The following is a 22,515-nucleotide window of genomic DNA, read 5'->3' as shown; positions in this document are numbered from 1 at the left end:
GTAGGTGAGGACAATCGATGTTATTGAAACTAGGGTGAGAGGTTTTATTGGAGATATTCAACATCCTAAACAAAAGAAGAAGATAAATATAAACGATTTAGAAATTCAGTTGCGTAAACTATTGAATGATTATTTTGAAATGGATGGCTATTCGTTGTTTTATCATGCCATAGAAACATTGCAAGCCGAAGGTGAGCTTATTCCTATTCAAAATAACCAATATAATGGCAGATCACCAGCTCTTCCATTATATTACTGGGTTAATATAAAAGTTCAGGCCGACAAATGGAATCGTCTCGAGATGATGAAATTAAGTGATCAGTTTGATTTTTCCTATTATGAACGGCATCCCGAATGGCAAACGAAAGATGAATGGAATCGAATCCAGAATGTATATAAGTTTCTTAAGTCCAGTCAGGAACGGGAAATTGTGTCATTAGAAGAAAGAAGCCTGGAACTCTTTGGCCATGAAAAATTCCTACTAGAAGGAGACAGTTTTCCTGACGGCAAAGGCTTTTTGGCTAGAATTGGGGTATCAGAAGAGCAGCTTAAAATGGTGAACTACGGGGAGCCTTTTGTATTTTGGATCAAGCAAGGGAAGGAACTCAAAGATATTCAGCGGGTCCTGATTGTGGAGAATCTATCTTTCTTTCATACTTCCATTCAATTATTGGAAGCAAATGAACTGGATTATGAGCCTGAACTGATTATTTATGGGGAAGGTACGAAGATTGAACGGAGCTTTTCCTTTTTCTTTCGGATGTTTCCACCAAAGCCCTATCTTTTCTATTACGCAGGAGATCTTGATGCCGCAGGATATGGGATCCTCATTCGTCTGATTGAAAAATATCCAGATTGCTGTATCCAGCCTGCCTTGAAAATTTATCGCAAAATGCTTGAATGTCTTAATCAAAAGAATGACCAGAAAGCAGGCCAAACACAAAACACCCAATATCGCGATCGATTTTTTCAATTGTTTACGGACGACGAGCAAGCGATATTACAGCAATTATGGCAGGACAATCAACGGATCGCTCAAGAAGTGTTAACTATCGAATCATGGAGGAGATGGAAGTGAACGAATCATGGGAAGGATTTGGCAAGCGGCTGCAACGGCTGAATCCACTGTTTGAACTTGGGAGGGGAATGGAAGTAGGGGAGCTGAAACCTTATATCCAAACCATCCTCATGCAAGTGCTCCTCACCATCTTTTATCGAGAATTAAATGATGATGATCATAGACGCAAAGCTGATATCAAATATATGGTGCAAGATTCGATTAAGCAGATGAGGTTACTGGCAGACGATAAGCAGATTGAACGGATTACAAGCGGGCTTTTATATCAGGGAAAAGAAGAGTATAGTAAACCGTTTGAAGCCTTCTATTATGATGAAATCAAACAATCTTGGGAAACACAGACTTTCCGCTATGTCGCTATGGATGAATTATATACCAATCTAGAGATGGGCGGATCGATTGTGTATAAACTGACGGATGTTGCGCAAGAAATGATTTTTATGAGCAGGGAAATGGCGGAGGAGTTCTCCATCACCATTGAGCAGCTTTATAGTATGCAGTTGATTAAAAACGGTAATTTCCGCAAAGCTACGCGAAACCTCGATCACCTCATTTCACGAGTAAACAGGCTGATGGCCAATGAATTTACCTTTCAGAAGGAAATGATTAACAATCCCAAAATCTTATTGATTGAAGAAGAATGGCAGCGGGCAGACAATCGTGTGGAAATTGAAAAGCAATTTGAAGAAGAAAAAAACCACTTCCGTACGATCACCAGTATGATTGAAAAAACAAAACGAAGGAAGGAAGAAGATGATTATATTCAGAAGGAACTGATTCTTCTTCAAGAAAAAATTGGCCATACCAGGCAATTGCATGATCGTTTTGCTAAATTAGTGATTCAAAATATCTCCTATGAGATGAAATTAAAAGCGGAAAACCCATCTCTGTTTTGGGAAAACAGCCTGGTTTCTTTCCGTGAGCATTTTTATGAAAATTGGTTCATGAAGGAAGGCGTTCAAGGATTTAATGAAATAGAACGAGTGCTTTCCTCTTTATTCTCACCGAAGAATGAGTTTATTTTGCCGCTCGATTGGATTTGGGGCGAACAGGAATTTAACGAAACTCAAACGAAGGACGTTGTAATCGAAGATGAGGTGGAAGAAAACATTACTCGTCAGCGGATAACGAACTGGGACTCTGTTATTAAGGCCTGGAGCTATGTTTTTCAATTTTTACAAACTTACGGAGAGTTTTCACTAGCTTATTTAAAAGAGCTGCCATTAGAAGTCCAGGATTTATGGTTTGAAGAATCTGAAACGATTGATTTATGGATGATGTTTGATAAAAAACCGCTGAAGGTTCAAGTGCTGCATCGAAAAGAAGATACCTTAAGTGATGAGAGAGAAATTCTTCTTTATAAACTAATGATGGAGTATCCGCAATTTCAAGTGTTCGAAGGCTCTAAGCTCTTTACAACTTTTGATCATCGAGCGGAGCCTTTCACATGGTATAGAATGAAAATCACTCCTTTTAAAATATGTGTACAGGAGGAGAAGTAATGAACGCAGAAACGATTAAACAGGCGTCGGCCGTTTATTTTACTCTATTAAAAGAAAAAGTAATCGATGAGAGTAGTGAACACTTTCAGGCTTATTTTCATCCAGAAGTGAGGCAGACTGTTCTTTTGTTAGCGGACGAATCTGGTACGTATATCATTGAATCGCCAAAACGCATCCAATTGGTGGTCCAGCCAACCGGCTCTGTCTTTGCGACGAATTTTACTCATTTGAAGGAAAAACATCGGCAGGTTGAAACGAAGAAACACTTTCATCTGATGAGCGTGGTGATTATGTCGTTTTTGGCATCAATCGACCGTAACCAGGCGGCAAAAATTCGTACCAAGCGGGAAGGGATCAGCTACTACGCGTTAGAGCGGCAAGTGAACGACCTGATCATGAATTGGGATAGCATTCTTAAAACGAAACCTTCCTTTGGAGACGAGGAACGTATTGATATGAAAGAAGTTGTCACCACCTGGAAATACATGGAGGTCGACACGGACGATTATGGTGTTAAAAAAGGCAATCGACGAACCAGAATCGGGTTAATTGCCGGTGCGATGCGTTTATTAGAGACGGAGGGGTTAATTGTCATCCTTGACCGCGACGATATACCAAAGGCGATTCCCAAACAAGAGCTTTTTGAGCGAATTGAATACTTGTATCACGATTATGATCGATATGAATTATTTAAACAGTTAATGACTACAGAGGAGGGTGAGCATGCCGAAAATCCACAGAATTAGAATTGTTGGCCTCAAGTATGATGGCATGCAAAAGCAATACAAAGATACCACTTTTAATTTCCATAATGAGGAGACATCGACAAATGGCCTCATTGCCATGATGAATGGCGGCGGGAAAGGTGTGTTCCTGCAAACTATTTTCCAGATATTGAAACCTGGAACTTCGTGGGGAAAACAAAATAACCGTTATTATCAGCAGTTCTTTTTTAATAATAAAGAACAATTTATTCCCTATACCTTTCATGTTCTGATTCAATGGGAATTGGACGGTGCTGACCGCAGACATTTGGTCACGGGAGGAATGTTCTCAGCCGAACAGCGGATTTCAATGAGTGAAGAAAGTGGAATTGAAAGTAAAACACTAGAACAAGAAGCAAAAATCCTTCCTAATATTACTTTTTATACAAGAGAATTTGACCGGAAAGAAGAAGCAGCGCTTGAGCATATTCCACTCTTTGAAAATGATGAGGTGGCTGAAACCGAGAGCTTGAAGGATTATTTAAAATGGAATGGGTATGACGTTTACCGAGATACGAAGAAGCACTACCGCATCCTTGATACATACGGAATTAACCGTAAAGATTGGGATATTATGAAGGACATCAACAAGGATGAAGGGGGCGTTGGAAAATACTTTGAAGGGGCGGAGGATGATTTCTCCTTGTTCCAAAAAAGAATTATTCCGACCGTCAGCCAAGTCTTACATCGAACCGAACATCAAAAGAACGATCTTGTGGAAATATTTAAGAGCCAGGCCAGTATCGCGAAGGACCTGCCTGTTCTGTTAAAAAGAGAACAAGCCCATAAAGAGTTTTTAGAAGACATTGTTCCATTTGAAGAGCACCTTGCCAAAGGTGTAGAACATAAAGAAATTGTTCAGGAAAGTATCAAGACAGGCAGACAGCTGCTTGGGGCTTTAGAGCATTTGAAACAAACGGAAGAGGAAGCACTGCTTACTTTAGAAAAAGAGATTGAAAGATTAATAGTAAGGCAGGTGGATTTACGTTTTCAAAAAGACAACTTAGAGTATGCAAAAGCGCACAGAGAAGTGATGGATTGGGAAAAGAAATTAGCTGAAGAACGGACCAAGCATACTTCGTTGCAAGAGGTTGTGAAAGAAAAGCAGAATCGAAAAGATCAATACTCGTTTCAACTTTTATTGAAAGAGTGGTTCGAAAACGAACAGAGCATCCGCTCTCTTTCACAGCAAATCGAGAAATTAGAACAAAATAGCGGTTTAGAGCAAGTGAATCAAAGAATGGATGAAATCAAAAAAGAGGCAAACTCGCAATGGGAACATGCCTATCTCTCCATTCAAGAAGCAATAAAACAGTATGCGGGATATCAAAAGTACTTAACTAAAAAAGGAACAGAGCTGTCGAGACAGGATAATCAAAAGACAAAAGACATTGCCAAGCTTAGTACGGAAATTGATTATCTTTATACGGATATACATAACTTTGAGTCGAAGGAAGCGGCATTGGTAAAAGAATTTGGCGACCGCTTAACCTATGATTTAAAGGGACTGATTGAAAACCTTCAAAAACAAGTGGAAGACAAAAAGGTTACCTTAGAGGAGCTGCAAGCAAAAGAGAAGGAATCTAGTGAAAGGCAAAATAAACTTGCCACCTCACATGGGACGTTGGTCCAATCCATTCAATTTTCAGAAGAAAAATGTGAAGAGTTAAAGGCTGCCAATGAAGCGCAAAAACAAAAAGAATCGAAACTGCAAGATAAGCTGCATGGTTTATTAGATGATGTCTCAGTGCCGTTTACTCATTCTCTTCTTTCTAAGTATGTCATTCAGATCGAAGAAATGCTCGTAGATAACCGTGAACAAGGGGAACAAATTAAAAAAGATCTTTGGGAAACCCAACTCGACCATTCCTTAAATGATGAGCATTTCTGGATTGCCAACAAAGATGTAAAAGAATTAAAGGAATGGATCGACGAGAAGACGGGCATTGATGTATTTTATGGAACTCAGTTTCTGCAATCATTAAGTACGGAGGAAATGACAAACTACCTTTTGAACTATCCGCTTCTTCCATACGGTTTGGTTGTCAGCCAGCATCAATGGCAAAAGATTAATCAGCAGGTCCTTACCGGAAGGCTGTTTAAAAGTCCCGTTCCGATTTTCTTGCGTGAGGAAATGAATCGCGAAAATCAGCAGCCATCCTTTGTGATTATCAGTGGTACTGAGAGAGAGCTATTAACTGATAAGAATCTTTTTACCAACTGGAAAATAAAGATTGCTAAACAAATAGAGGAAAAGAAAGATACTCTTGTTGAAATTGAAAAAACAGAAGCCTCGTACCGTCGTATTTTAAAAGAAATAGATCGTTTTTTATCAGGCGAGTTATCGAGTGATATCGAAAGAGCACTCCAACAAGAACAGAACGCCCTTCTTTCAAAGAAAGCGAACCTACAGGAAATCACCACCAAGGAAGATAAAGAAAGAGAATTACAGCTTGAGCTCAAAGAAAAGCTTGAAACAACGAAACGAAAAATAGGGAAGCTCTCAAAAAGTATTGAGACATTAGAGCTGTTTGACCAAGAAAAGAGCCTATATCAAGAAAATAAACGGGTGAGACTAGAGAAAGAGAAACAACAGGACGCCTTAGGTTCGAAGCAGCAAGAAATTGTCAAAGAGTATCAAGAAATTCTTGACTTGCAAAATAAGTGGAGTCAAACGTATCTAGAATGGAAGCTTACAACCGAACAAGCTATTAAAGAAATAAGCTTCTTTATAGAAGGGGCAGCTTTTCCTGCGGATGAAAAAGCGGATCTTAGTGAAGAGGTTCCGAGTTTATCCGCACATTTATTAGAAGAGATCAATGGAAGTACGCAAGAGTTAAAACAGCTCCAAAAATCAAAAGAAGAACAGGCGAGAGAATTGCTTGTGATCCAAGCTAGAAAAGAAACCGAACAAAAGCAGCAAAAGAAATTAGAAAAGAAACTCGATTCGCAAAATAAGGAATGGAATCAAGCTCCAGAACCAGAAGAACCCATTAGTATATTAGAAAATATGCTGCAAAGCGCACAAAAGGAAGCGAAGACAGCGGAAAAAGAGGAACGGGAACAAGGAACGGCTGTAACCGTTGCAGAAACCTCCTTAAAACTTGCGACCGAACAGCGCAGCAAGTCAGGAAAAAAGATCGAAAAGCATGAAAAACAGCCGGAAGCATGGGAAGACCTCGACTTAGAGATTAAAGAAGTAGAAATTAAAGACCAAACAAAGCTCACGAAAGACGAAGTAAAGAAGGCGGAGAAACGCCAAAAAGAAACAGAAACGAAAATTACGGGTTATGAAGGGGATTTATTAACCTTATCCGTTATCTTAAAGGAGGAAGCGGCAGCCTTTACAGACGATGATGTCGAAATAATTAACAGCCAAGGAAAAGCTGGGATCCTATCCTGGTGTGAAGACCATCAAGCGATTCAGGACGAAGGCCAAGAAAAGCACGCGAAAATCGAACAATCCTTGCGTAACTTAAAGCTTGCGATTGAGGGGAAAGATTGGGAGATACGCTTTAAAAATGAAGTCCTAACCACACTCGATCATATGGATACCAGGCATTATTCACATATCCAAAACATTGTAAAAAACATGAAGCGATTTTCACAAAGTGGATTGGAGCAATTAGAACGAGATAAAGAACGGGCAGAAAATGCTCAAAACTTCTGGGCAAGCCGGGCCAGCATGAAAGTGATGAGTATATCAGAAGCCATTCGTTCGATGGTTGCGAAAATGAAGCTGAAAAATGAACGAGGGTCCTTTCCGCTCGTCCAGCTCAAAGAAGATATCTTACCGAAAAAAGCAGAAGATATCGAGCCATTATTGAAGCAGCATTTTGTTGCAGCGATTAATAAAATAACGAAACAATTTGATGTGATTGATGATGGTAACCAAGCCTTGGACCAAGAAATAAAGCAGCTGATTAGTGATGAGCAAATCTTATTTGTCTCACTGCGGAATCGATATCCTGAGTTGCTTGTCTATAATATGCGGACGGATAATGCCTTTATGTACGGAAAACCGCAAAGGGAGCATTATTCAACCTGGCAGACGATTAATCAGGGTTCTAGGACGAAATCCGATGGCAGCGGCGGACAAAAGTTATCGGCGCGAATGGTCATGATGATGATGTTATTATCCGTTAAAAGTGAGACCGACCAAAGCTGGGTGCCCTTAGTGTGTGATAATCCGTTTGGACAAGCTGCATCCGCGCATGTTCTTGACCCGATCTTTGCAGTTGCCGAAAAATTGAAGTTCCAATTCATTGTCGTCACGCCGCCTGAACTGGTGAAAACGGAAATCAGCCAAAGATTTGAGTCCTATTATAAATTGGACTTTATTCGCGAAAAAGGAAAAGAAATTGTTTCAGACACGATTGTTCCTGCCTTTCGAATTTATCAAGGATCGGAAGCAGCGCAGGTAAAATGAAAACAGTTCTAAAAATAGCAGTAAGTAAGAAACTCTTCTAAAATGGAGAGTTTCTTTCGTTTTTATCCCTATCAGTAAAACCTAGCAACCGTCTAAATTGCCTAAAAGGATGCTCTCGGCTTCAAAAAGATTTTCTTATTGAATATTCGGTCAGGCACTCGGGAAGGGTAATTCGATTTGTGTGGTTGTGTTCGATGCTTTCACGTCCTATTTTCATCCATTTCTGCAGGGGTGCTGGAAAATCATTTTCTTCAAAGGGGAATACAGCAATGTCAGCAATCGCTGGGGGATAAGGACTTTTTCTAATGTGGCTTTTCAGTTTCGCCATCACTTTCTCATAATCCATTTCAGAACAGAATTGGAACCATTGCTGAACCGTCTCGTCCTTGAATACGAAGTTGGAATAAACGGATTCGATTAGTATTAATAAATTAACTACTTCTGATTTAGTCATTGGTTCTTTCTCCTCCGCCAAAATATTACCTTTGTTTGTTTTTTTGAGCTGCAACCATTTTTCTCCGCTACTAGTATCGACCATATGGCCTTTTCGTAATACAAAAAGCTGTTAATTTTCCCATCTCAATTTATTTGATGAGACTCCTATCGTATAACAAAAAAAGGCGGCCAACGGCGCCTTTTTTGATGTCCTATTTATAGATTATGAATAGTTTATAATAAGCAACTTGTACCCCATTCCAATGAAGTAGAGGTGATGATTATGGCCAAAAAATCAAACAACAATAAAAAAAACTCCTCAGCCTCAAAGAATAGCAATAACAAGAATAATAATAATTCTAAAAAATCGAACCAAAAAAATAAGAAAAAATAAATTGACGGAAAAAAAATAGTCCCCTCCATAAGAGATAAACGAAAGCAATTAGATCTGTCTTTGGAGGGGACTTCTTATGGAGCGAATAGTAAGAAAGAGTTTTCTTGAGATTGTGTGAATTATAAAAAAACAAGAAATCACTTTAAACTACTGGATATAAACATTGAAGCATCTTGATTCATAAAAATACGATTACCATGATAGAATGTCTTAATTTCAATTGAATGAAATCCAACTTCGGTTAATCTTTTTTTCAGTTCTTCATGCGAAAAACCGTTATGAACTTTCGGATGGTCTATCTTCTCGTTTTTGTCAAAATCAATAATAATTAGCATGCCACCATTAGTTAAAATGTGGAACAATTCTTGTAGAATTTTATTAGTATCCGGAATATGAAGAAGGACTAGTGACATTATAATTATGTCTGCCTTAAGTTCAGGGGTTTCTTGAGTGAAATCTGAATAAAGCACTTTCGCATTAGTAATTCCTTTATGAGAAATTTTAGCTTTTGCTGCCTCCAACATTTGTTTTGATGAATCCACCAACAAAACTGAATCTACTAAATCAGCTATTTCCAAACTAATTAGACCAGTACCACTTCCATAGTCTATTAAAGATTTTGATGTCCCATTTTGTAATTCCGTTCTTACTTCCTTCACTATAACTTTAGCTAATTTAATTCTTTCTTCAGTATCGTATCTTTTTGCCATCTGTTCAAAAACGTTATTTTCCATATTCCACTCCCTTAAATTTATATACAGGAAAACACGCACTCAGGTTCTATCTATTGCCTTTTTGGTGGATTTCTTCCCCAGGGACATTGGCCTTGTCTAAGTCCTAGGATTAGTTTTAATCATAGCGAACTTGATCTTCGCCGTCTATAATGAGCTCAAGTTCTGTAAGAAAGTTCAGTTCTAGCGGTGCAGGTAATCGATCCATTAATTCCTTTATTTCTATAAGATTTTCTGCTTCCTCGATTGTAGAGGGAGGTTGTTTTAAATGCTGGTACCAATTCTTTAATTCGTCAATAAACTCATAAAAATGCCGTTCAAACCTTTCAGCGCATTCATCGCTTTCATCCTCTGAAGCTTTCTTCATCAATTCCCAATCTTCTAAAGCAGTCTCCAATTTCTCTTTTACTCTATTTATCAAGCATATCACCCCTCGTAATTAGTATAATATGGCGCTTAAATAAAAAACAAATCGCTATGTAGTGATATAGCTCCTCCATTTAAGGGTATGGAATAGTAAATAACAAATTTAAGGAGGAATAGATGAATGAAAGATTTATTCAAAAATGGATTCCTTTTAGGGCTTGGGGCTGCATTGTATGGCAAAGATAAACTGGATGATTTGGTGAAAGGGATGATTGATAAGGGAATCGTAAGCCAGTCAGAAGCAAATTCTTTAGTCAAAGATTTTTTGAAGCGTGGTGAAGAAAAGAGCGAGAGCTGGAATCAACAATACCGCGAAATGGTACAGTCCCAACTAAAGGACCTGGGTTTCGTGGCCCGTGAGGAACTTGATAACATTCAATCCCAACTATTACTACTTCAACAAGAAATCGTCCAATTGAAAAATCAGCAAAAAAACGAAGAAGAGAAATAGGTGGCAGGATGGGGACTAATGGAATGAGACGTTTAAACCGATATAGAGAAATTGTTTCCCTGTTGGTCAAACATGGATTTGGTTACATAGTCCAAGAAATCGGTTTAACTGATACGCTTACGATGAAAGACCGGCTCATAGCAGATTTTAAACAGGGAAACTCACAGGAAATGGGGCACCGCTTACGAGATTTATTAGAGGAGCTTGGTCCGACTTTTATTAAGTTAGGTCAGCTCCTTAGTATTAGGAGTGACCTGTTTCCAGTAGAAGTCATTTCTGAGTTGGAACTTCTTCAGGACAATGTTAATCAGGTTTCAATAAAAGAGATTAAGGAGAAAATTCAGCTCGAATTCGGACGGGCGGTAGAGGAAGTATTCACTAGCTTGGATGAAACGCCGGTAGGATCAGCTTCTATCGGCCAAGTTCATAAAGCGGTTCTGCCGAACGGGCAGAAAGTAATGGTAAAAGTTCAGCGACCTCACATAAAAGAAACGGTTTATGCCGACCTTGAAATATTAAAGGATTTATCAAGGATGATGGAAAACCACTACGATTGGGCCGAACATTACCATATTACGGATTTAATGGATGAGCTCGCAGAATCCATTAAAAATGAACTGGATTACATGGAGGAAGGCCGGAATACGGAAACGATTCAGCTTCAATTTGAAACCGATAAAGGCATAAAGGTCCCTGAGATTTATTGGGATTACACGACAGCTGAAATCCTTACCATGGAACGGATAGACGGAATAAAAATAACCGAGATAGAGCAGCTTGACTTGCCAGAGCAGGAAAAAAGACAGATAGCAGATATGTTGATAGAATCGTTTATTACCCAAATTTTAAGAGAAGGATTTTTTCACGGAGACCCGCATCCCGGTAACATTCTTTATATTCCTGATACGAAGCAGCTTGGGTTTATAGATTTAGGGCAGGTCGGCAGGTTATCCTCAAGAAAAAGATATGATGTGACCACATTGATGATTGGTCTAATGAACGAGGAAACGGATTTAATCGTGAAGGCCATGTACAGGCTGACCTATGTCCCATCATCTGTTGATGATAAGCAATTTTACGATGACATTGACAGAATCAGAAAGAAATTCAGCCATACTCCTCTGGGTGAATTGAATCTCGGTTTGACAATCAATGAACTTTTCTCGAGTGCACATCATCATCAGATTTATATCCCAACAGATTTCATGATGCTGGGAAAAACATTAATAACGTTGGAAGGAATTATCAAGGATATAGATCCCTCCTTAAGCCTGCTTGAACTCGCCAAGCCTTATGGTCAACAATTATTGATGGAACGCTATAACCCTGTTAAATTTGGAAAGAGACTTTTAAAAGATGCAGAGGATATGACAGAAAGCTTTACAAAAATTCCAGGACAGCTAGAGGATGTTCTCCAGAAGACTTCGGAGGGTGACTTAAAAGTAAAAATTAGTGTTCATGAACTGGAGGATATTTTTGCAAAAATTGACCGCTTAAGCAACAAATTCTCGTTTAGTTTAACACTACTTGCCTTTAGTATTGTTGTATTGGGCCTAATAGTAGGGGCCACTTTCGGAACCAACACCATTTTAACCAGCATTCACGCAGTGGAAGTTGGCTTTGTGATTGCCTTCCTAATGTTTTTGTGGATTATTTATTCCATCATTAAAACAGGCCGCTTCTAACTTTATACATGATACTGATCGTAGCTTAAGCAGTTAAAAATACATTAAAATGCCCGGGAAGGTTCACTTCCCGGGTCTACTTAAGATTCCATGTAATTAAGCTGTTCTTCAATCTTACCGTCATCATCATGAATGTAGACCATCGTTTTTGCCTCTTCTGCCATCTGTTTGGCTTCTTTTACAGCCTCGCTTTTTGAATCAGTTGTACAGGCTGGCTCCTCTTTGCCCTCGATCTTTACGGCCCAGCCTTCCTCGTCATTTGGAACCACATGGAACCTTGCATCATCGGTCCCAGCGCGCTCTTTAAAATATTGATCGCGGTCAGAATGGTTATCTGTTTTATTTGCCATCGGTTTTACCTCCCATTATAAATTCTCTTATCGAAAAAATTACACACCGCCATATTTTTTTTCACTAGAGGAAGTATTCTTGCTATCACGTTTGTGTTTTTCCTCTTGTTTTTCTTCATTTAGGTCTTCCATCGGAATTGGGTCTACTGTTCTTTCACTTTCAAATTTATCAAATAAGCTTTCGTTAGTTGTTTCATATTGTTCCGGGTGATCCATTTTATTTGTTTTGTAGCTTTCGCTGTTCTTTTTATTTTCCATCCACTCACTCCTTTTTCTTTTGTCTATTTTTTACCCTATTGGTAGCTTAATAAACGAATTTTTTCATTCTTTTCCGAGAATCTTAGATTAATTGAACTAGTGATGAATTGCCGATGAATGGGTATATAAGTAAGAAGATGATAATGAGGAAGTGGTTTATATGCGTTTCGAGCGAGCACTATTGATTTATAATGGAAATGCCGGACAAAAGGATATGAAACAGGCACTAGGGGCTGCTGTCCCAATTCTATCATCAGGTATTTCAAATTTAATGATTGTCCAAACGGAAAGAAACGGCCACGCAAAGGAGCTTTGTCAGCTGCATGGACCAGATGTTGATTTGGTCATTGTCCTTGGTGGCGATGGTACTGTCCATGAATGTATTAACGGACTATCAAACCTGGAACATCGCCCAATGATTGGTATATTACCCGCGGGAACCTGTAATGATTTTTCGAGGACCTTATTGATTGAACAGGATATTGCCCTCGCTGCGAATCAAATTATCTCATGTGGAAGCGTTCCAGTGGATGTTCTCAAAGTGGATGAACAGTTCTGTTTAAACTTTTGGGGGACCGGATTAATCGCAGAAACTTCCAATAATATTAGACCAACAGAAAAGGATCATTTTGGCAAAGTAGGTTATATGCTCAGTGCAATCAGAACGATGAATAATATGGATCAATTTAAATATGTATTAGATATTGATGGCGAGAAAATTGAAGGAGAGGCGCTATTAATCATTGCGGCCAATGGGAATTACATAGGAGCCAAAAGGCTGCCGTTTAAAGCGATCAGTTATCATGATGGACTCGCAGATGTCTTTATTATCAAACATACAAACTTAACGTTGTTGAAAGAACTATTTATGACAGATATTACTATTCAAGATAATGAATTAAGCAGGGAAATGGACCATTACTCTGGACAAACCATCACCATTTATACAGAAGAGGACATGGATGCAGATATGGATGGAGAGGTGTATACCAAAACACCGAGTCATATTACCGTGCTCAAACATCATTTACAAATGGTAACTCCAAGTGGAAAATGGGAAACGGAAGTCTTGTAAAGTAAATAAAGACGGTTTAATTAAAATCCAAAACGGTAATTAAAATTACAATACTCCCGCTACCGTTTATGAGTACTAAAATAAAAGAAAGTCCGTTCAAAATGAAAGGAAGTCCAGTAAGATGTAAAAGAAATCAATTTTCTTCTCGGCTTCGTATAAGTAATTTTTTTAACCGGCGTTATTTCGTTCACTGCCTGATGGATAAAGAAGAATACAGCCACAGATGCACCAGACAACATGATGTTAAGGGACTTATCCAATAAGATATCAAAGCGGTATGCCTCTACTCCGTATTTCATGATCCATCTTGATAAACACACTATATAAATCAGTTCATTCACACAGTATATTAACGTTATCAGCTGAAAAAGCTTGAATGTTTTTTTTTCAAAAAGCAACGCTTTTGTTGTTTTTCTGTCATATCCCCTTAATGCCATTAGATCTAATGTAAAGTATAGATAAAGGGGCTTCCTGGCTGCCATGCTGACAAAGTATATTAATAATAAGGAGGCTGAGTAAAAAACATTATTCCATAACAGCTGCAAAGCTGACCCAGATAGTAAATCCACCAATAGGCCTGTCACTAAATTCAGGACTACACATACTCCCGTATAATTAAGTTTTCCCGACTCATTAAATCGGTACAAGCTATAAAGAATTCCCGGCAGCGTGGAGAGAATCATGGCGGGATAGTCTCCTGCCATATCCCGGCAAAGCTCCCAAAATACCAAAGGGAAAATAAAAAATAGTACAAAATCTACAATCAGCATTAAGGTTGATCTCAAATATTTCACCATACTTTCCGGAGTCATTCAATTCAATATATGGACCAACCTTATCTAAAGACCAAGCATACACCCGGTCTTTAGATAAGGTTATTCAGTAATTAAGAAATGACCAAGACTGGTGCCTTTTGGCTCTCATGATACCTCTTCAAATTCAAAATACGTAAATAATTTCTTTTGTACATGCAGCTCCCACTCGTCCAACGGAGCGTCTATCTCTTTGAGAAGCTGATAAGCATTGACCCATGCCTTCATTTCGGCATTGATACGATAGGGACGGTTCGAAATCCACTGGTCGTAGTCTAAGTTTCCTTCAATGTAGTCGATGAGATGCCCAGTTTCATGTGCTAGGGCATAGAGGTTTTCTTGCTCTGCAATCGGTGGGACCGTTACCGTTAAATCCGGCTTAAAGCTCACTCGATTTTCATGCGAGAAACGGACAGTTCCTCCCATATTTTCTACTATATCTATTAATCTGTTCATGTACTTATTGATGTCAGCCCTGCCAATTAGACTTCGCATCTTTCTTTGCCACCCTTTTTCTCTGATTGATTTCATCTTATCACATTTTAACTAAAATTTTGAAAGTGGTTTAAAATTAAATTTACATAATAATTCCACGCCACAACTCAAAAATGACTAGATGCTGGACAAAAATGATTTACAATAATTTTAAGCCGAACTGACAAAGGTTATGACACAATAGTTGGTGAAAAAACCAAAAAACGCACTCCACATTGTTTGAATATGTTTAACAATGAGGAGTGCAGCTCAAATTTCAGCTGGCTGGATTAGAACCCGAGCACTTAATTATCAGGCCTATCAATATTAGCCGGCTGCAAGTTCAACGGTTGTTGTCTGAATTATTCTTACCTACATTATCGTTTGGTGAATCACCAGTTCCATTTTTACTCTTACTATTTGGTGTTCCATAGATTTGATTATCTTGTGTTACTTTCGCACCTTCTAGAAAATCATCCTTTGTTTTCACTTTTCTCACCTCCTGAATAACTTTCATATTATCTGTTAAGTTAACTAGAAACATACAAGCAGGGGATTATCTCAATAAGGTTGTTAAAGAGTGATGATTAAAAATATATGCAACAAAAAAGGGCCTTCCCCAAAAAAAGGGAAGCCCTTGTAAATCCAACTATTGAATTGAAATCAAATTCATTTCTGTAATGCAAAAGACACTGATTCAGGACGCTCACAGGTACTTTCCATTATATAGTGGTTACCACTGTCCGAGGAATCATGGAAGCCGTGCATCGCTTCTAAAACATGATACGCTAACTCCCCATTGGCTCGATATTGTCCGCCTTCGAGGATGGCTTTGGCCATATCGGCAACACCTAGTCCTCGACTGTTTTGGGCGTTTCCGTAAGCAAGTGGAACCTCTTTAAATTCATTTTCGTCACGTTTTCTTACTTTGACAGGGCCACCGAATGTATTTGGATCTGGAACAAGTATCGTTCCTTCACTTCCATAAATTTCAATTGGAGGAAGGGATGTACCGCCAAACGCGTCAAAACTAGTAGTAATGTTTCCGATTACCCCGGATGCAAAGTCAATGACACCTGAGATATGAGTAGGAGTGGTGACTTCAATTTTGGTACCTGCTTTTGGCTGGCTGAGTACTGTTCTTTCAGGATAACTAATACGAGTGAAACCGGAAATTCGTTTAATTGGTCCTAGCAGAGCCACCAAAGCTGTTAAGTAGTAAGGTCCCATATCAAACATTGGTCCGCCGCCCAAATCATAATAGAAGGCAGGGTCTGGATGCCAATGTTCGTGCCCGCGGCAAATCATAAAGGCAGATGCTCCTATCGGCACACCAATTTCACCTTGTTCAATCAAATGGATGGCCGTTTGAATACCGGCACCTAGGAAGGTGTCAGGTGCACTGCCAACAAGGAGATTTTGCTTCTTCGCTGTTTCTAATATTTGTCTGCCTTCCTCGCGTGTAACGGCCAGTGGTTTTTCAGTATAAACATGTTTTCCTGCTTCAAGTGCCTGGATGCAAACAGAGGCATGTGCTCTAGGAATGGTTAAATTAATCACTAGTTCGATCTCTGGGTCAGACAGTAGTTCTTCCACAGAACAAGCGGTTGGAATAGCGTATTTTTCTGCTTGAGATTGGGCCCGCTGTAAATCTAAGTCTGCACACGCAACCAATTCGAGGTGGGGGAACTTCGGACAATTTTCCATATAAATTGAACTAATATTTCCACAGCCGATGATGCCAACTTTTAGTTTTTTCAAAATATCTCCTCCTAGATTTTGTATGTTGTTATTGACTATCTCCCATACCCGTATAGGAACGTACATTTCCATAAATAGAATCTACATCGTATTCTTCAGCCCGTTTCTTTCCGTCAGCGGCCCATAAAAATCCTCGGCGCATAATAAGAGAAACTTCCGGCATCGCAACGATATTTGCCTGATGGCCTAATGAACTATAGAATACATTCCCAAGGCCCCAGCGTTTCGTCCAGACAACGGGCATATCCACTGCCTTGTTGGCAGAATGAGGTCCATGAAACACAGGGAAGCGGGTCGTGGCTAACACTTCCACGGCCGGATCATAATGAAGGTAATATTGCTCACTAGCGACTTTGAAATCAGAGATTCCTTCCAATAGTGGACTGGAGGAATGCTTGATGTTTACGGTGTATTCCACGCCATCATTCCCTGGATGAGCGACCCAATTACCGCCCGTGATAAATTGCCAGTCAACATTGTTACGGAAAGAGTCACACATTCCACCGTGACAGCCGGCTAAACCGACACCGGCTGCGACTGCTTCAGAGATATTGAGCACATACTTTCTTTCAATTTCACCCATTGTCCAGTGGGGAATGATTAAATCTACTGATTTCAACTTTTCCTTATCTGCATAAGTGTCAATTGAATTGGATACCTCGACCTGGAAATTTTCTTCCTCAAGAATTCCTTTAAAAATTTCTGCAACTTGTTCAGGCTGATGTCCATCCCATCCGCCCCACACGATCAATGCACTTTTTTTCATAGTAAAAGCACTCCTTTATAGGTTAATTAAACGTCAGAAATTCGAATCCATTGGCGTTTCTCAATCGATAAATCCACCGCTTCCAAAACTTCTTGGCACTTTACGCCATCACGGAAGTTAGGAACTGGCTCTCGATCTTCACGGAAAGACTCCATAAGTTCCACAATTTCGTGAATAAACGTATGCTCATAGCCGATTGTATGTCCCGGCGGCCACCAAGCTTCCGAAAAAGCATGGGAAGGGTCAGTCGCTAATACACGGCGGAAGCCTTGTACGTCATCTCTGTCATCCGTGAAATAAACCTGCAGTTCATTCATGCGCTCAAAGTCGAAGATGACACTGCCTTTACTGCCGTTGATTTCAAACGAATTCGTACAGCGATGCCCTGCAGCAAAACGTGTCGCTTCAAAGCTCCCTAATGCTCCGTTAGCAAAACGAGCCAAGAAAAGGGTAGCATCATCTACCGTCACTTCGCCTTTTTCGCCACTATCGCTGCCTTTTGCCGATAAGCCGGTCATCTGAGAAGGAATTGGCCGTTCTTTTATAAAAGTATCATTCATCCCAATAACTTCTGTCATATCACCAATTAGGTAGTGGGCCAAATCAATCAGATGGGCCCCAAGGTCACCGTGAGAACCTGAACCTGCAATTTCCTTTTTCAGTCTCCAGGCTAGCGGGAAGTTGGGATCAATGAGCCAATCCTGTAAAAACCAGGCGCGGAAATGATAGATTTTACCTAATTTGCCTTCATCCAGCAGCTTTTTCGCGAGCATAACAGCAGGGGCAAAGCGGTAGTTGAATCCAACCATATGTTTAACCCCAGCGGCCTCGATCACTTCGAGCATTTCTCTAGAATCCTTTAATGTAAGCGCTAACGGTTTTTCGCAAAAAACATGCTTGCCTGCCTGTGCCGCAGCAATCGTGATTTCTTTATGTACGTCACTTGGTGCATTAATATCAATTAAGTCAATATCATCTCTTTCTAAGAGACTCTTCCAGTCTGTTGAATATTCCTGCCAGCCAAATTGCTTGGCAGCAGCAGCAACAGCGCTTTCATCACGGCCGCAAATGACCTTCATTTCAGGATGAACAGTGTTCGGGAAGAATAGGGGAAGGTCCCGGTAAGCATGGCTGTGTGCCTTACCCATAAATTTATAGCCGACCATGCCAATTCTAAGATTTTCCATAGTAATCTCCTTTTTTTAAATAGGATAAATATAAATGTAAAAAAGAACGCTTGGATTCTAGGGTTGAACACTTGATAATTGAAACAAGAAGGAGTTTAAAAGTTGTCTCTACAGAAGTTGATAGCTAGACTACGAGAAATGCGTATCTACTATTGGTAAATGTATCATTTTAACGTTTGACACAACAAGATAAAACTTATATAATCCTAGACAAAATTTATCCTTTTCGAAAGGGTCAATCTAAATGATAATCTATGAACCGCACCATTTTGATTTGATTGCAAACTATGATGTTATCAATTTGAACTTTCCAAGTCACCTCCATCGTTGTTACGAATTGATATTTGTCGTTGAGGGAGATATGGAAGTCATAATTGAACAAAGAAGTTGGCAGTTACATACTGGACAATACTTATTAATCTTACCGAATGAAATTCATTCCATCGTGACAAAAGCACAGGCTAGGGCTAACATATGTATTTTTTCTCCAGATTATATTCCGACCTTTCAACGGATAATCGAAAATCGTTCCCTTGATAATCCTATTTTCTCCCTATCTTCAGAGGTGGAAAAGCTTATTTCTAGGACCCTCTTTAAAAATGACACAAATTTACTAGCACAAAAGGGAAGTCTCTATATATTATTATCAGAATTAATGGCACAAACCTCCTTAATTAAAGCAGAAAAAAAGGACTCAGAGCTGCTCCATATCCTGCTAACCTATATCCAAGAACACTTTACCGAAGCAATTTCGTTACACAGTATCGCCGTTACCCTTGGGTATAGTTATAATTATTTATCGAAATATTTTAATGCTAATGTTAAAACGTCTTTTGCTGATTTTTTAAATGGTACTAGGATAAGCTATGCCTGTCACCTACTAAGAACGACAGAAAAAAATATAACTGAAATTGCTTATCTTTGTGGTTATGAAAACATTCGTTCATTCAATCGCAACTTTGTTAAGAAAACTTTATGTACACCTAAAGAATACCGTGAAAATATACCTTTGATGTACCTTGATTTGCACCCCGTACACACATCTTCAATAGAGATTACCTAGTACGGCTATAATAGTAATATGTACTTGCTAAAGTTACAAAAGGAATGGTAAGTGTCACAAGAACTGTTTCGTGTCAAAATGATTTCAGCAAATAGACTCCATCTGATTCAGGTGGGGCCTATTTTTTGCCAATATTATTTAAAGCGCTAAAAGCCTCCTTTGCTATGAAAGAAACACAATAAGCGAAGGGGATTTTAATATGGGCTAAACGGCAGGTAATACGGTGAGATAGTTATTTTTTTATAGTGTCATGTAAACAATAGTAAATATAAAAAAGGGAGGTTCCTGAATGAATAATAAACATACTATTCACCAAGCCATTCTGCAAAAGAAACAAGATAATCGTGAAAATGATAAATCACCTGGACTTTCCTGGTGGCAGCTTTCATTAATCGGGATTGGTTCCATCATAGGTGCGGGCTTCTTTCTTGGTACTGGATTATCGATTCACACAGCGGGTCCGGCTATTTTAATTGATTACCTTTTAGCAGGAATAACAGCCTTTATCGTATTTAGTGCCCTTGCTGAAATGACTGTCAGGGACCCCGCCCAAGGCTCCTTCCGAACCTATGCTAAAAAAGCCTTTGGAAATTCAATGGGATTTATTTCTGGATGGATGTACTGGTTATCAGGTGTGTTTATCATGTCTAGTGAAGCAGTAGCTCTCGGGACCTTTACCCAATACTGGTTTCCTCATGTGCCTTTATGGATTTTTACGATAGTCTATGTTGCTATCGCTTTTGGCATTAATCTGCTTGGGGTTAAGAATTTTGGCAAAATTGAATCTACGTTTGCTATGATAAAATTATCCACGCTTGTTGTTTTTATTTTACTTGGGATCATCTTGGTCATGCATTTTATCTCTCCACATCATGTAACCTTAGAAGGATTTACTGGGTTTCACCCTTTTTTCTCGACAGGGATAAATGGAATGTGGTCAGCTCTGATTTTTGCCTTTTTTTCTTTTGGCGGTATTGAAGTGATCGGGATTGCCTCTTCAGAGCTAAAGAATAAATCGGATGTTCCAAAGGCAGGAATTGGAATGCTAATTGCCTTAGTCTCTGTTTATATTTTGTCTATTTTTTTTATTTTGTATATGGTATCGTGGACGCGAATTAATGAAGAACAAAGCCCATTTGTTCTGGCGTTAAACCTATTTGATATTCCCTATATTGGTACTGTTTTTAATTTGATTATCATAAGTGCGGCTTTTTCTACCATGGTTGGCGCTTTATTTTCTGTCACCAATATTATGGTTTCATTAGCAGATGATGGAGATGCCCCCAAAACTTTTGGGAAAAAGAATCAAAAAGGGACAGCATATAAAGCGTTGTTAGTTACGGGTCTCGCGCTGGCTTTGTCATTAATCCTATCGTTTCTACTGCCGGGAAAAATATACGAATACATCACTACTGCTGCTGGTGTTTTAATGATTTTGAACTGGGTGACGATTCTCTTATCTCAAATTAAATTGAGGAAAGCAGCAAAAGAAAAGAGTAAGACCTTTAAAATGCCTGGCAGCCCCTACACGTCTTTGTTAGGTATTGGATTAATTCTTATAGCTGTTTCTGGAGGTATGTTTCATTCAACTCAAAGAATGGGAGTCGTAATTAGTTTGGGCTTAATTGGTATAATCTTTTTAAGCTACCATCTTATTCTGAAAAAAAGACATTCCTAATCCAGAAATCATAATATCTAGGATTTGAAAAAAGATAACGGAAAATATTAGAATGGAGACAATCCTTTTCCTGTAAAGATTATTTAATAAAAAAAAACTAGATTAAACATCGAAAGTTGGAAACAAAAATGACAAATCAAAGCATTATTTTTTTTGATATTGATGGAACGTTGCTTAACCATGATAAGAAATTGCCGCTCACAACAAAGGAATCCATTTTTCAATTAAAGGAACTTGGGCATGAAGTAGCGATTGCAACTGGTCGGGCTCCTTTTATGTTCGAGGATTTACGAAAAGAATTAGATATTAACACCTATGTTAGTTATAACGGACAATACGTTGTTCTAAAAGGGGAAGAATTATATCGAAATCCATTAAACATAACATCTCTTGAAAAGTTAACAGAAGTGGCTCTACATAATAATCATCCTGTCGTTTTTATGGATCACGAAGATATGAGAGCTAATGTCCCAGAGCATGCGTATATTACTGAAAGTATTGCAACTTTAAAAATTAGCCGTTTTCCTACGCATGATCCGTATTATTACAAAGGGCGCGAGCTGTTTCAAACACTTCTTTTTTGTCCAGAAGGGGAAGAAAAACAATATGAGCAGGATTTTCATGATTTTGATTTTGTAAGATGGCATCCTGTTTCAGTTGATGTACTCCCAAGGGGAGGATCAAAAGCACAAGGTATTAAAAAGATCGTTGAGAGCCTAGGTATTCCTTCAGAACGGCACTATGCCTTTGGAGATGGGCTTAATGATTTGGAAATGCTCTCAACCGTACAAAATAGTGTAGCGATGGGAAATGGAGAAGAAATAGTAAAGTCTGCAGCAAAATATGTAACAAAATCGGTTGAAGAAGATGGAATTCGCTATGGTCTTCAAATGGTAGGTCTTTTATAATTAGAAAACTAACCGGAAATGTAGAGTTTTCGGTTTGTTTTTTTGTAAAAATATTGGTAAGGTCCATTACAGTTTAGGCATGAACCCGGTAAAAACCGAGTTCAAAACTCCCGAAGGAGAAAGTAGCCAAGTGCTACGGCAGATAAAGAGGGGTTCATAATCCCTGAAGGAGAGAGCAACTAAGAGCTACGGCAGATAAAAACGGTTCATAACCCTTGAAGGAGAAAGCAACCGGGAGCTACGACAGATAAGAGGGGTTCAAAACCCCCGAAGGAGAGAGCAACTAAG

General features: G+C 39.0%; 21 protein-coding genes. 10 read left to right on the top strand and 11 right to left on the bottom strand.

The window, feature by feature from the left end; translation table 11 throughout:
• Window positions 1-4: 4 nt before the first annotated feature.
• The 4 genes from V7077_RS24610 to V7077_RS24595 are packed head-to-tail and all read left to right on the top strand — an operon-like array spanning window position 5 to window position 7,773.
• A complete protein-coding gene (locus tag V7077_RS24610; RefSeq protein ID WP_335506842.1) occupies window positions 5-1,078 on the top strand; it encodes a Wadjet anti-phage system protein JetD domain-containing protein in 1,074 nt (357 codons plus the stop codon).
• Window positions 1,069-2,580: a hypothetical protein gene (locus V7077_RS24605; protein WP_335506840.1), complete on the top strand. Its 1,512-nt coding sequence runs from the start codon at window positions 1,069-1,071 to the stop codon at window positions 2,578-2,580. Before V7077_RS24610 ends, V7077_RS24605 begins: the two co-directional genes overlap by 10 nt.
• Entirely contained in the window at window positions 2,580-3,326 is a 747-nt protein-coding gene (locus V7077_RS24600) for a DUF6063 family protein (RefSeq protein ID WP_335506838.1), read from the top strand. The genes V7077_RS24605 and V7077_RS24600 overlap by 1 nt, the downstream gene beginning before the upstream one ends.
• Window positions 3,304-7,773, top strand: a complete 4,470-nt coding sequence (locus V7077_RS24595) for a hypothetical protein (RefSeq protein WP_335506836.1) — start codon at window positions 3,304-3,306, stop codon at window positions 7,771-7,773. Before V7077_RS24600 ends, V7077_RS24595 begins: the two co-directional genes overlap by 23 nt.
• 121 nt (window positions 7,774-7,894) lie before the next feature.
• Here V7077_RS24595 and V7077_RS24590 read toward each other — a convergent pair whose 3' ends face one another.
• The 3 genes from V7077_RS24590 to V7077_RS24580 all read right to left on the bottom strand — a co-directional run bounded on the left by V7077_RS24590 (window position 7,895) and on the right by V7077_RS24580 (window position 9,763).
• Window positions 7,895-8,311 (bottom strand): replicative helicase loader/inhibitor, encoded by a 417-nt coding sequence (locus V7077_RS24590; protein ID WP_335506834.1) that lies wholly within the window; start codon window positions 8,309-8,311, stop codon window positions 7,895-7,897.
• A gap of 428 nt (window positions 8,312-8,739) precedes the next feature.
• Complete coding sequence (locus V7077_RS24585; RefSeq protein ID WP_335506833.1) at window positions 8,740-9,336, bottom strand: class I SAM-dependent methyltransferase; 597 nt, start codon at window positions 9,334-9,336, stop codon at window positions 8,740-8,742.
• Between the two features lie 115 nt (window positions 9,337-9,451).
• Window positions 9,452-9,763: a hypothetical protein gene (locus tag V7077_RS24580; protein WP_335506831.1), complete on the bottom strand. Its 312-nt coding sequence runs from the start codon at window positions 9,761-9,763 to the stop codon at window positions 9,452-9,454.
• Between the two features lie 117 nt (window positions 9,764-9,880).
• On the opposite strand from V7077_RS24580, the gene V7077_RS24575 reads away from it, so the two are divergent.
• Together V7077_RS24575 and V7077_RS24570 are read left to right on the top strand one after the other, a co-directional pair.
• Entirely contained in the window at window positions 9,881-10,210 is a 330-nt protein-coding gene (locus V7077_RS24575) for a phasin family protein (RefSeq protein ID WP_335506829.1), read from the top strand.
• A gap of 23 nt (window positions 10,211-10,233) precedes the next feature.
• Window positions 10,234-11,895, top strand: a complete 1,662-nt coding sequence (locus tag V7077_RS24570; RefSeq protein ID WP_335506827.1) for an ABC1 kinase family protein — start codon at window positions 10,234-10,236, stop codon at window positions 11,893-11,895.
• A gap of 80 nt (window positions 11,896-11,975) precedes the next feature.
• Here V7077_RS24570 and V7077_RS24565 read toward each other — a convergent pair whose 3' ends face one another.
• Complete coding sequence (locus tag V7077_RS24565; protein ID WP_335506825.1) at window positions 11,976-12,245, bottom strand: DUF2188 domain-containing protein; 270 nt, start codon at window positions 12,243-12,245, stop codon at window positions 11,976-11,978.
• Between the two features lie 39 nt (window positions 12,246-12,284).
• On the bottom strand, window positions 12,285-12,503 hold the full coding sequence (locus tag V7077_RS24560) for a hypothetical protein (RefSeq protein WP_335506823.1): 219 nt from the start codon (window positions 12,501-12,503) through the stop codon (window positions 12,285-12,287).
• A 160-nt stretch (window positions 12,504-12,663) separates the two neighbouring features.
• Here V7077_RS24560 and V7077_RS24555 point away from each other — a divergent pair, with 160 nt between their 5' ends.
• Window positions 12,664-13,578, top strand: a complete 915-nt coding sequence (locus tag V7077_RS24555) for a diacylglycerol/lipid kinase family protein (RefSeq protein ID WP_335506821.1) — start codon at window positions 12,664-12,666, stop codon at window positions 13,576-13,578.
• 59 nt (window positions 13,579-13,637) lie between these two features.
• Here V7077_RS24555 and V7077_RS24550 read toward each other — a convergent pair whose 3' ends face one another.
• From V7077_RS24550 to V7077_RS24525, 6 genes are all read right to left on the bottom strand, one after another.
• Entirely contained in the window at window positions 13,638-14,363 is a 726-nt protein-coding gene (locus V7077_RS24550; protein WP_335506819.1) for a VC0807 family protein, read from the bottom strand.
• A gap of 135 nt (window positions 14,364-14,498) precedes the next feature.
• A complete protein-coding gene (locus V7077_RS24545; protein WP_335506817.1) occupies window positions 14,499-14,885 on the bottom strand; it encodes a hypothetical protein in 387 nt (128 codons plus the stop codon).
• A gap of 322 nt (window positions 14,886-15,207) precedes the next feature.
• Window positions 15,208-15,354: a hypothetical protein gene (locus tag V7077_RS24540; protein ID WP_335506815.1), complete on the bottom strand. Its 147-nt coding sequence runs from the start codon at window positions 15,352-15,354 to the stop codon at window positions 15,208-15,210.
• A 179-nt stretch (window positions 15,355-15,533) separates the two neighbouring features.
• The gene (locus V7077_RS24535) at window positions 15,534-16,625 is read right to left on the bottom strand and encodes a Gfo/Idh/MocA family protein (protein ID WP_335506813.1); all 1,092 of its coding nucleotides are present in this window, start codon (window positions 16,623-16,625) and stop codon (window positions 15,534-15,536) included.
• A gap of 28 nt (window positions 16,626-16,653) precedes the next feature.
• Window positions 16,654-17,391: a ThuA domain-containing protein gene (locus V7077_RS24530; RefSeq protein WP_335506810.1), complete on the bottom strand. Its 738-nt coding sequence runs from the start codon at window positions 17,389-17,391 to the stop codon at window positions 16,654-16,656.
• Window positions 17,392-17,417: 26 nt separating this feature from the next.
• On the bottom strand, window positions 17,418-18,578 hold the full coding sequence (locus V7077_RS24525) for a Gfo/Idh/MocA family protein (protein WP_335506808.1): 1,161 nt from the start codon (window positions 18,576-18,578) through the stop codon (window positions 17,418-17,420).
• Window positions 18,579-18,822: 244 nt separating this feature from the next.
• On the opposite strand from V7077_RS24525, the gene V7077_RS24520 reads away from it, so the two are divergent.
• The 3 genes from V7077_RS24520 to V7077_RS24510 all read left to right on the top strand — a co-directional run bounded on the left by V7077_RS24520 (window position 18,823) and on the right by V7077_RS24510 (window position 22,227).
• Window positions 18,823-19,641: a helix-turn-helix domain-containing protein gene (locus V7077_RS24520; RefSeq protein WP_335506806.1), complete on the top strand. Its 819-nt coding sequence runs from the start codon at window positions 18,823-18,825 to the stop codon at window positions 19,639-19,641.
• 289 nt (window positions 19,642-19,930) lie between these two features.
• Window positions 19,931-21,319 (top strand): amino acid permease, encoded by a 1,389-nt coding sequence (locus V7077_RS24515; RefSeq protein WP_335506804.1) that lies wholly within the window; start codon window positions 19,931-19,933, stop codon window positions 21,317-21,319.
• A 128-nt stretch (window positions 21,320-21,447) separates the two neighbouring features.
• A complete protein-coding gene (locus V7077_RS24510; protein WP_335506802.1) occupies window positions 21,448-22,227 on the top strand; it encodes a Cof-type HAD-IIB family hydrolase in 780 nt (259 codons plus the stop codon).
• The last annotated feature ends 288 nt before the right edge of the window (window positions 22,228-22,515 follow it).

This window comes from Neobacillus vireti, from assembly GCF_036962465.1.
GTDB classification, from domain to species: Bacteria; Bacillota; Bacilli; order Bacillales; family Cytobacillaceae; genus Neobacillus; species Neobacillus vireti_B.
Note: the sequence above shows the minus strand (reverse complement) of the source record. Positions and strands in the feature narration are given on the sequence as shown.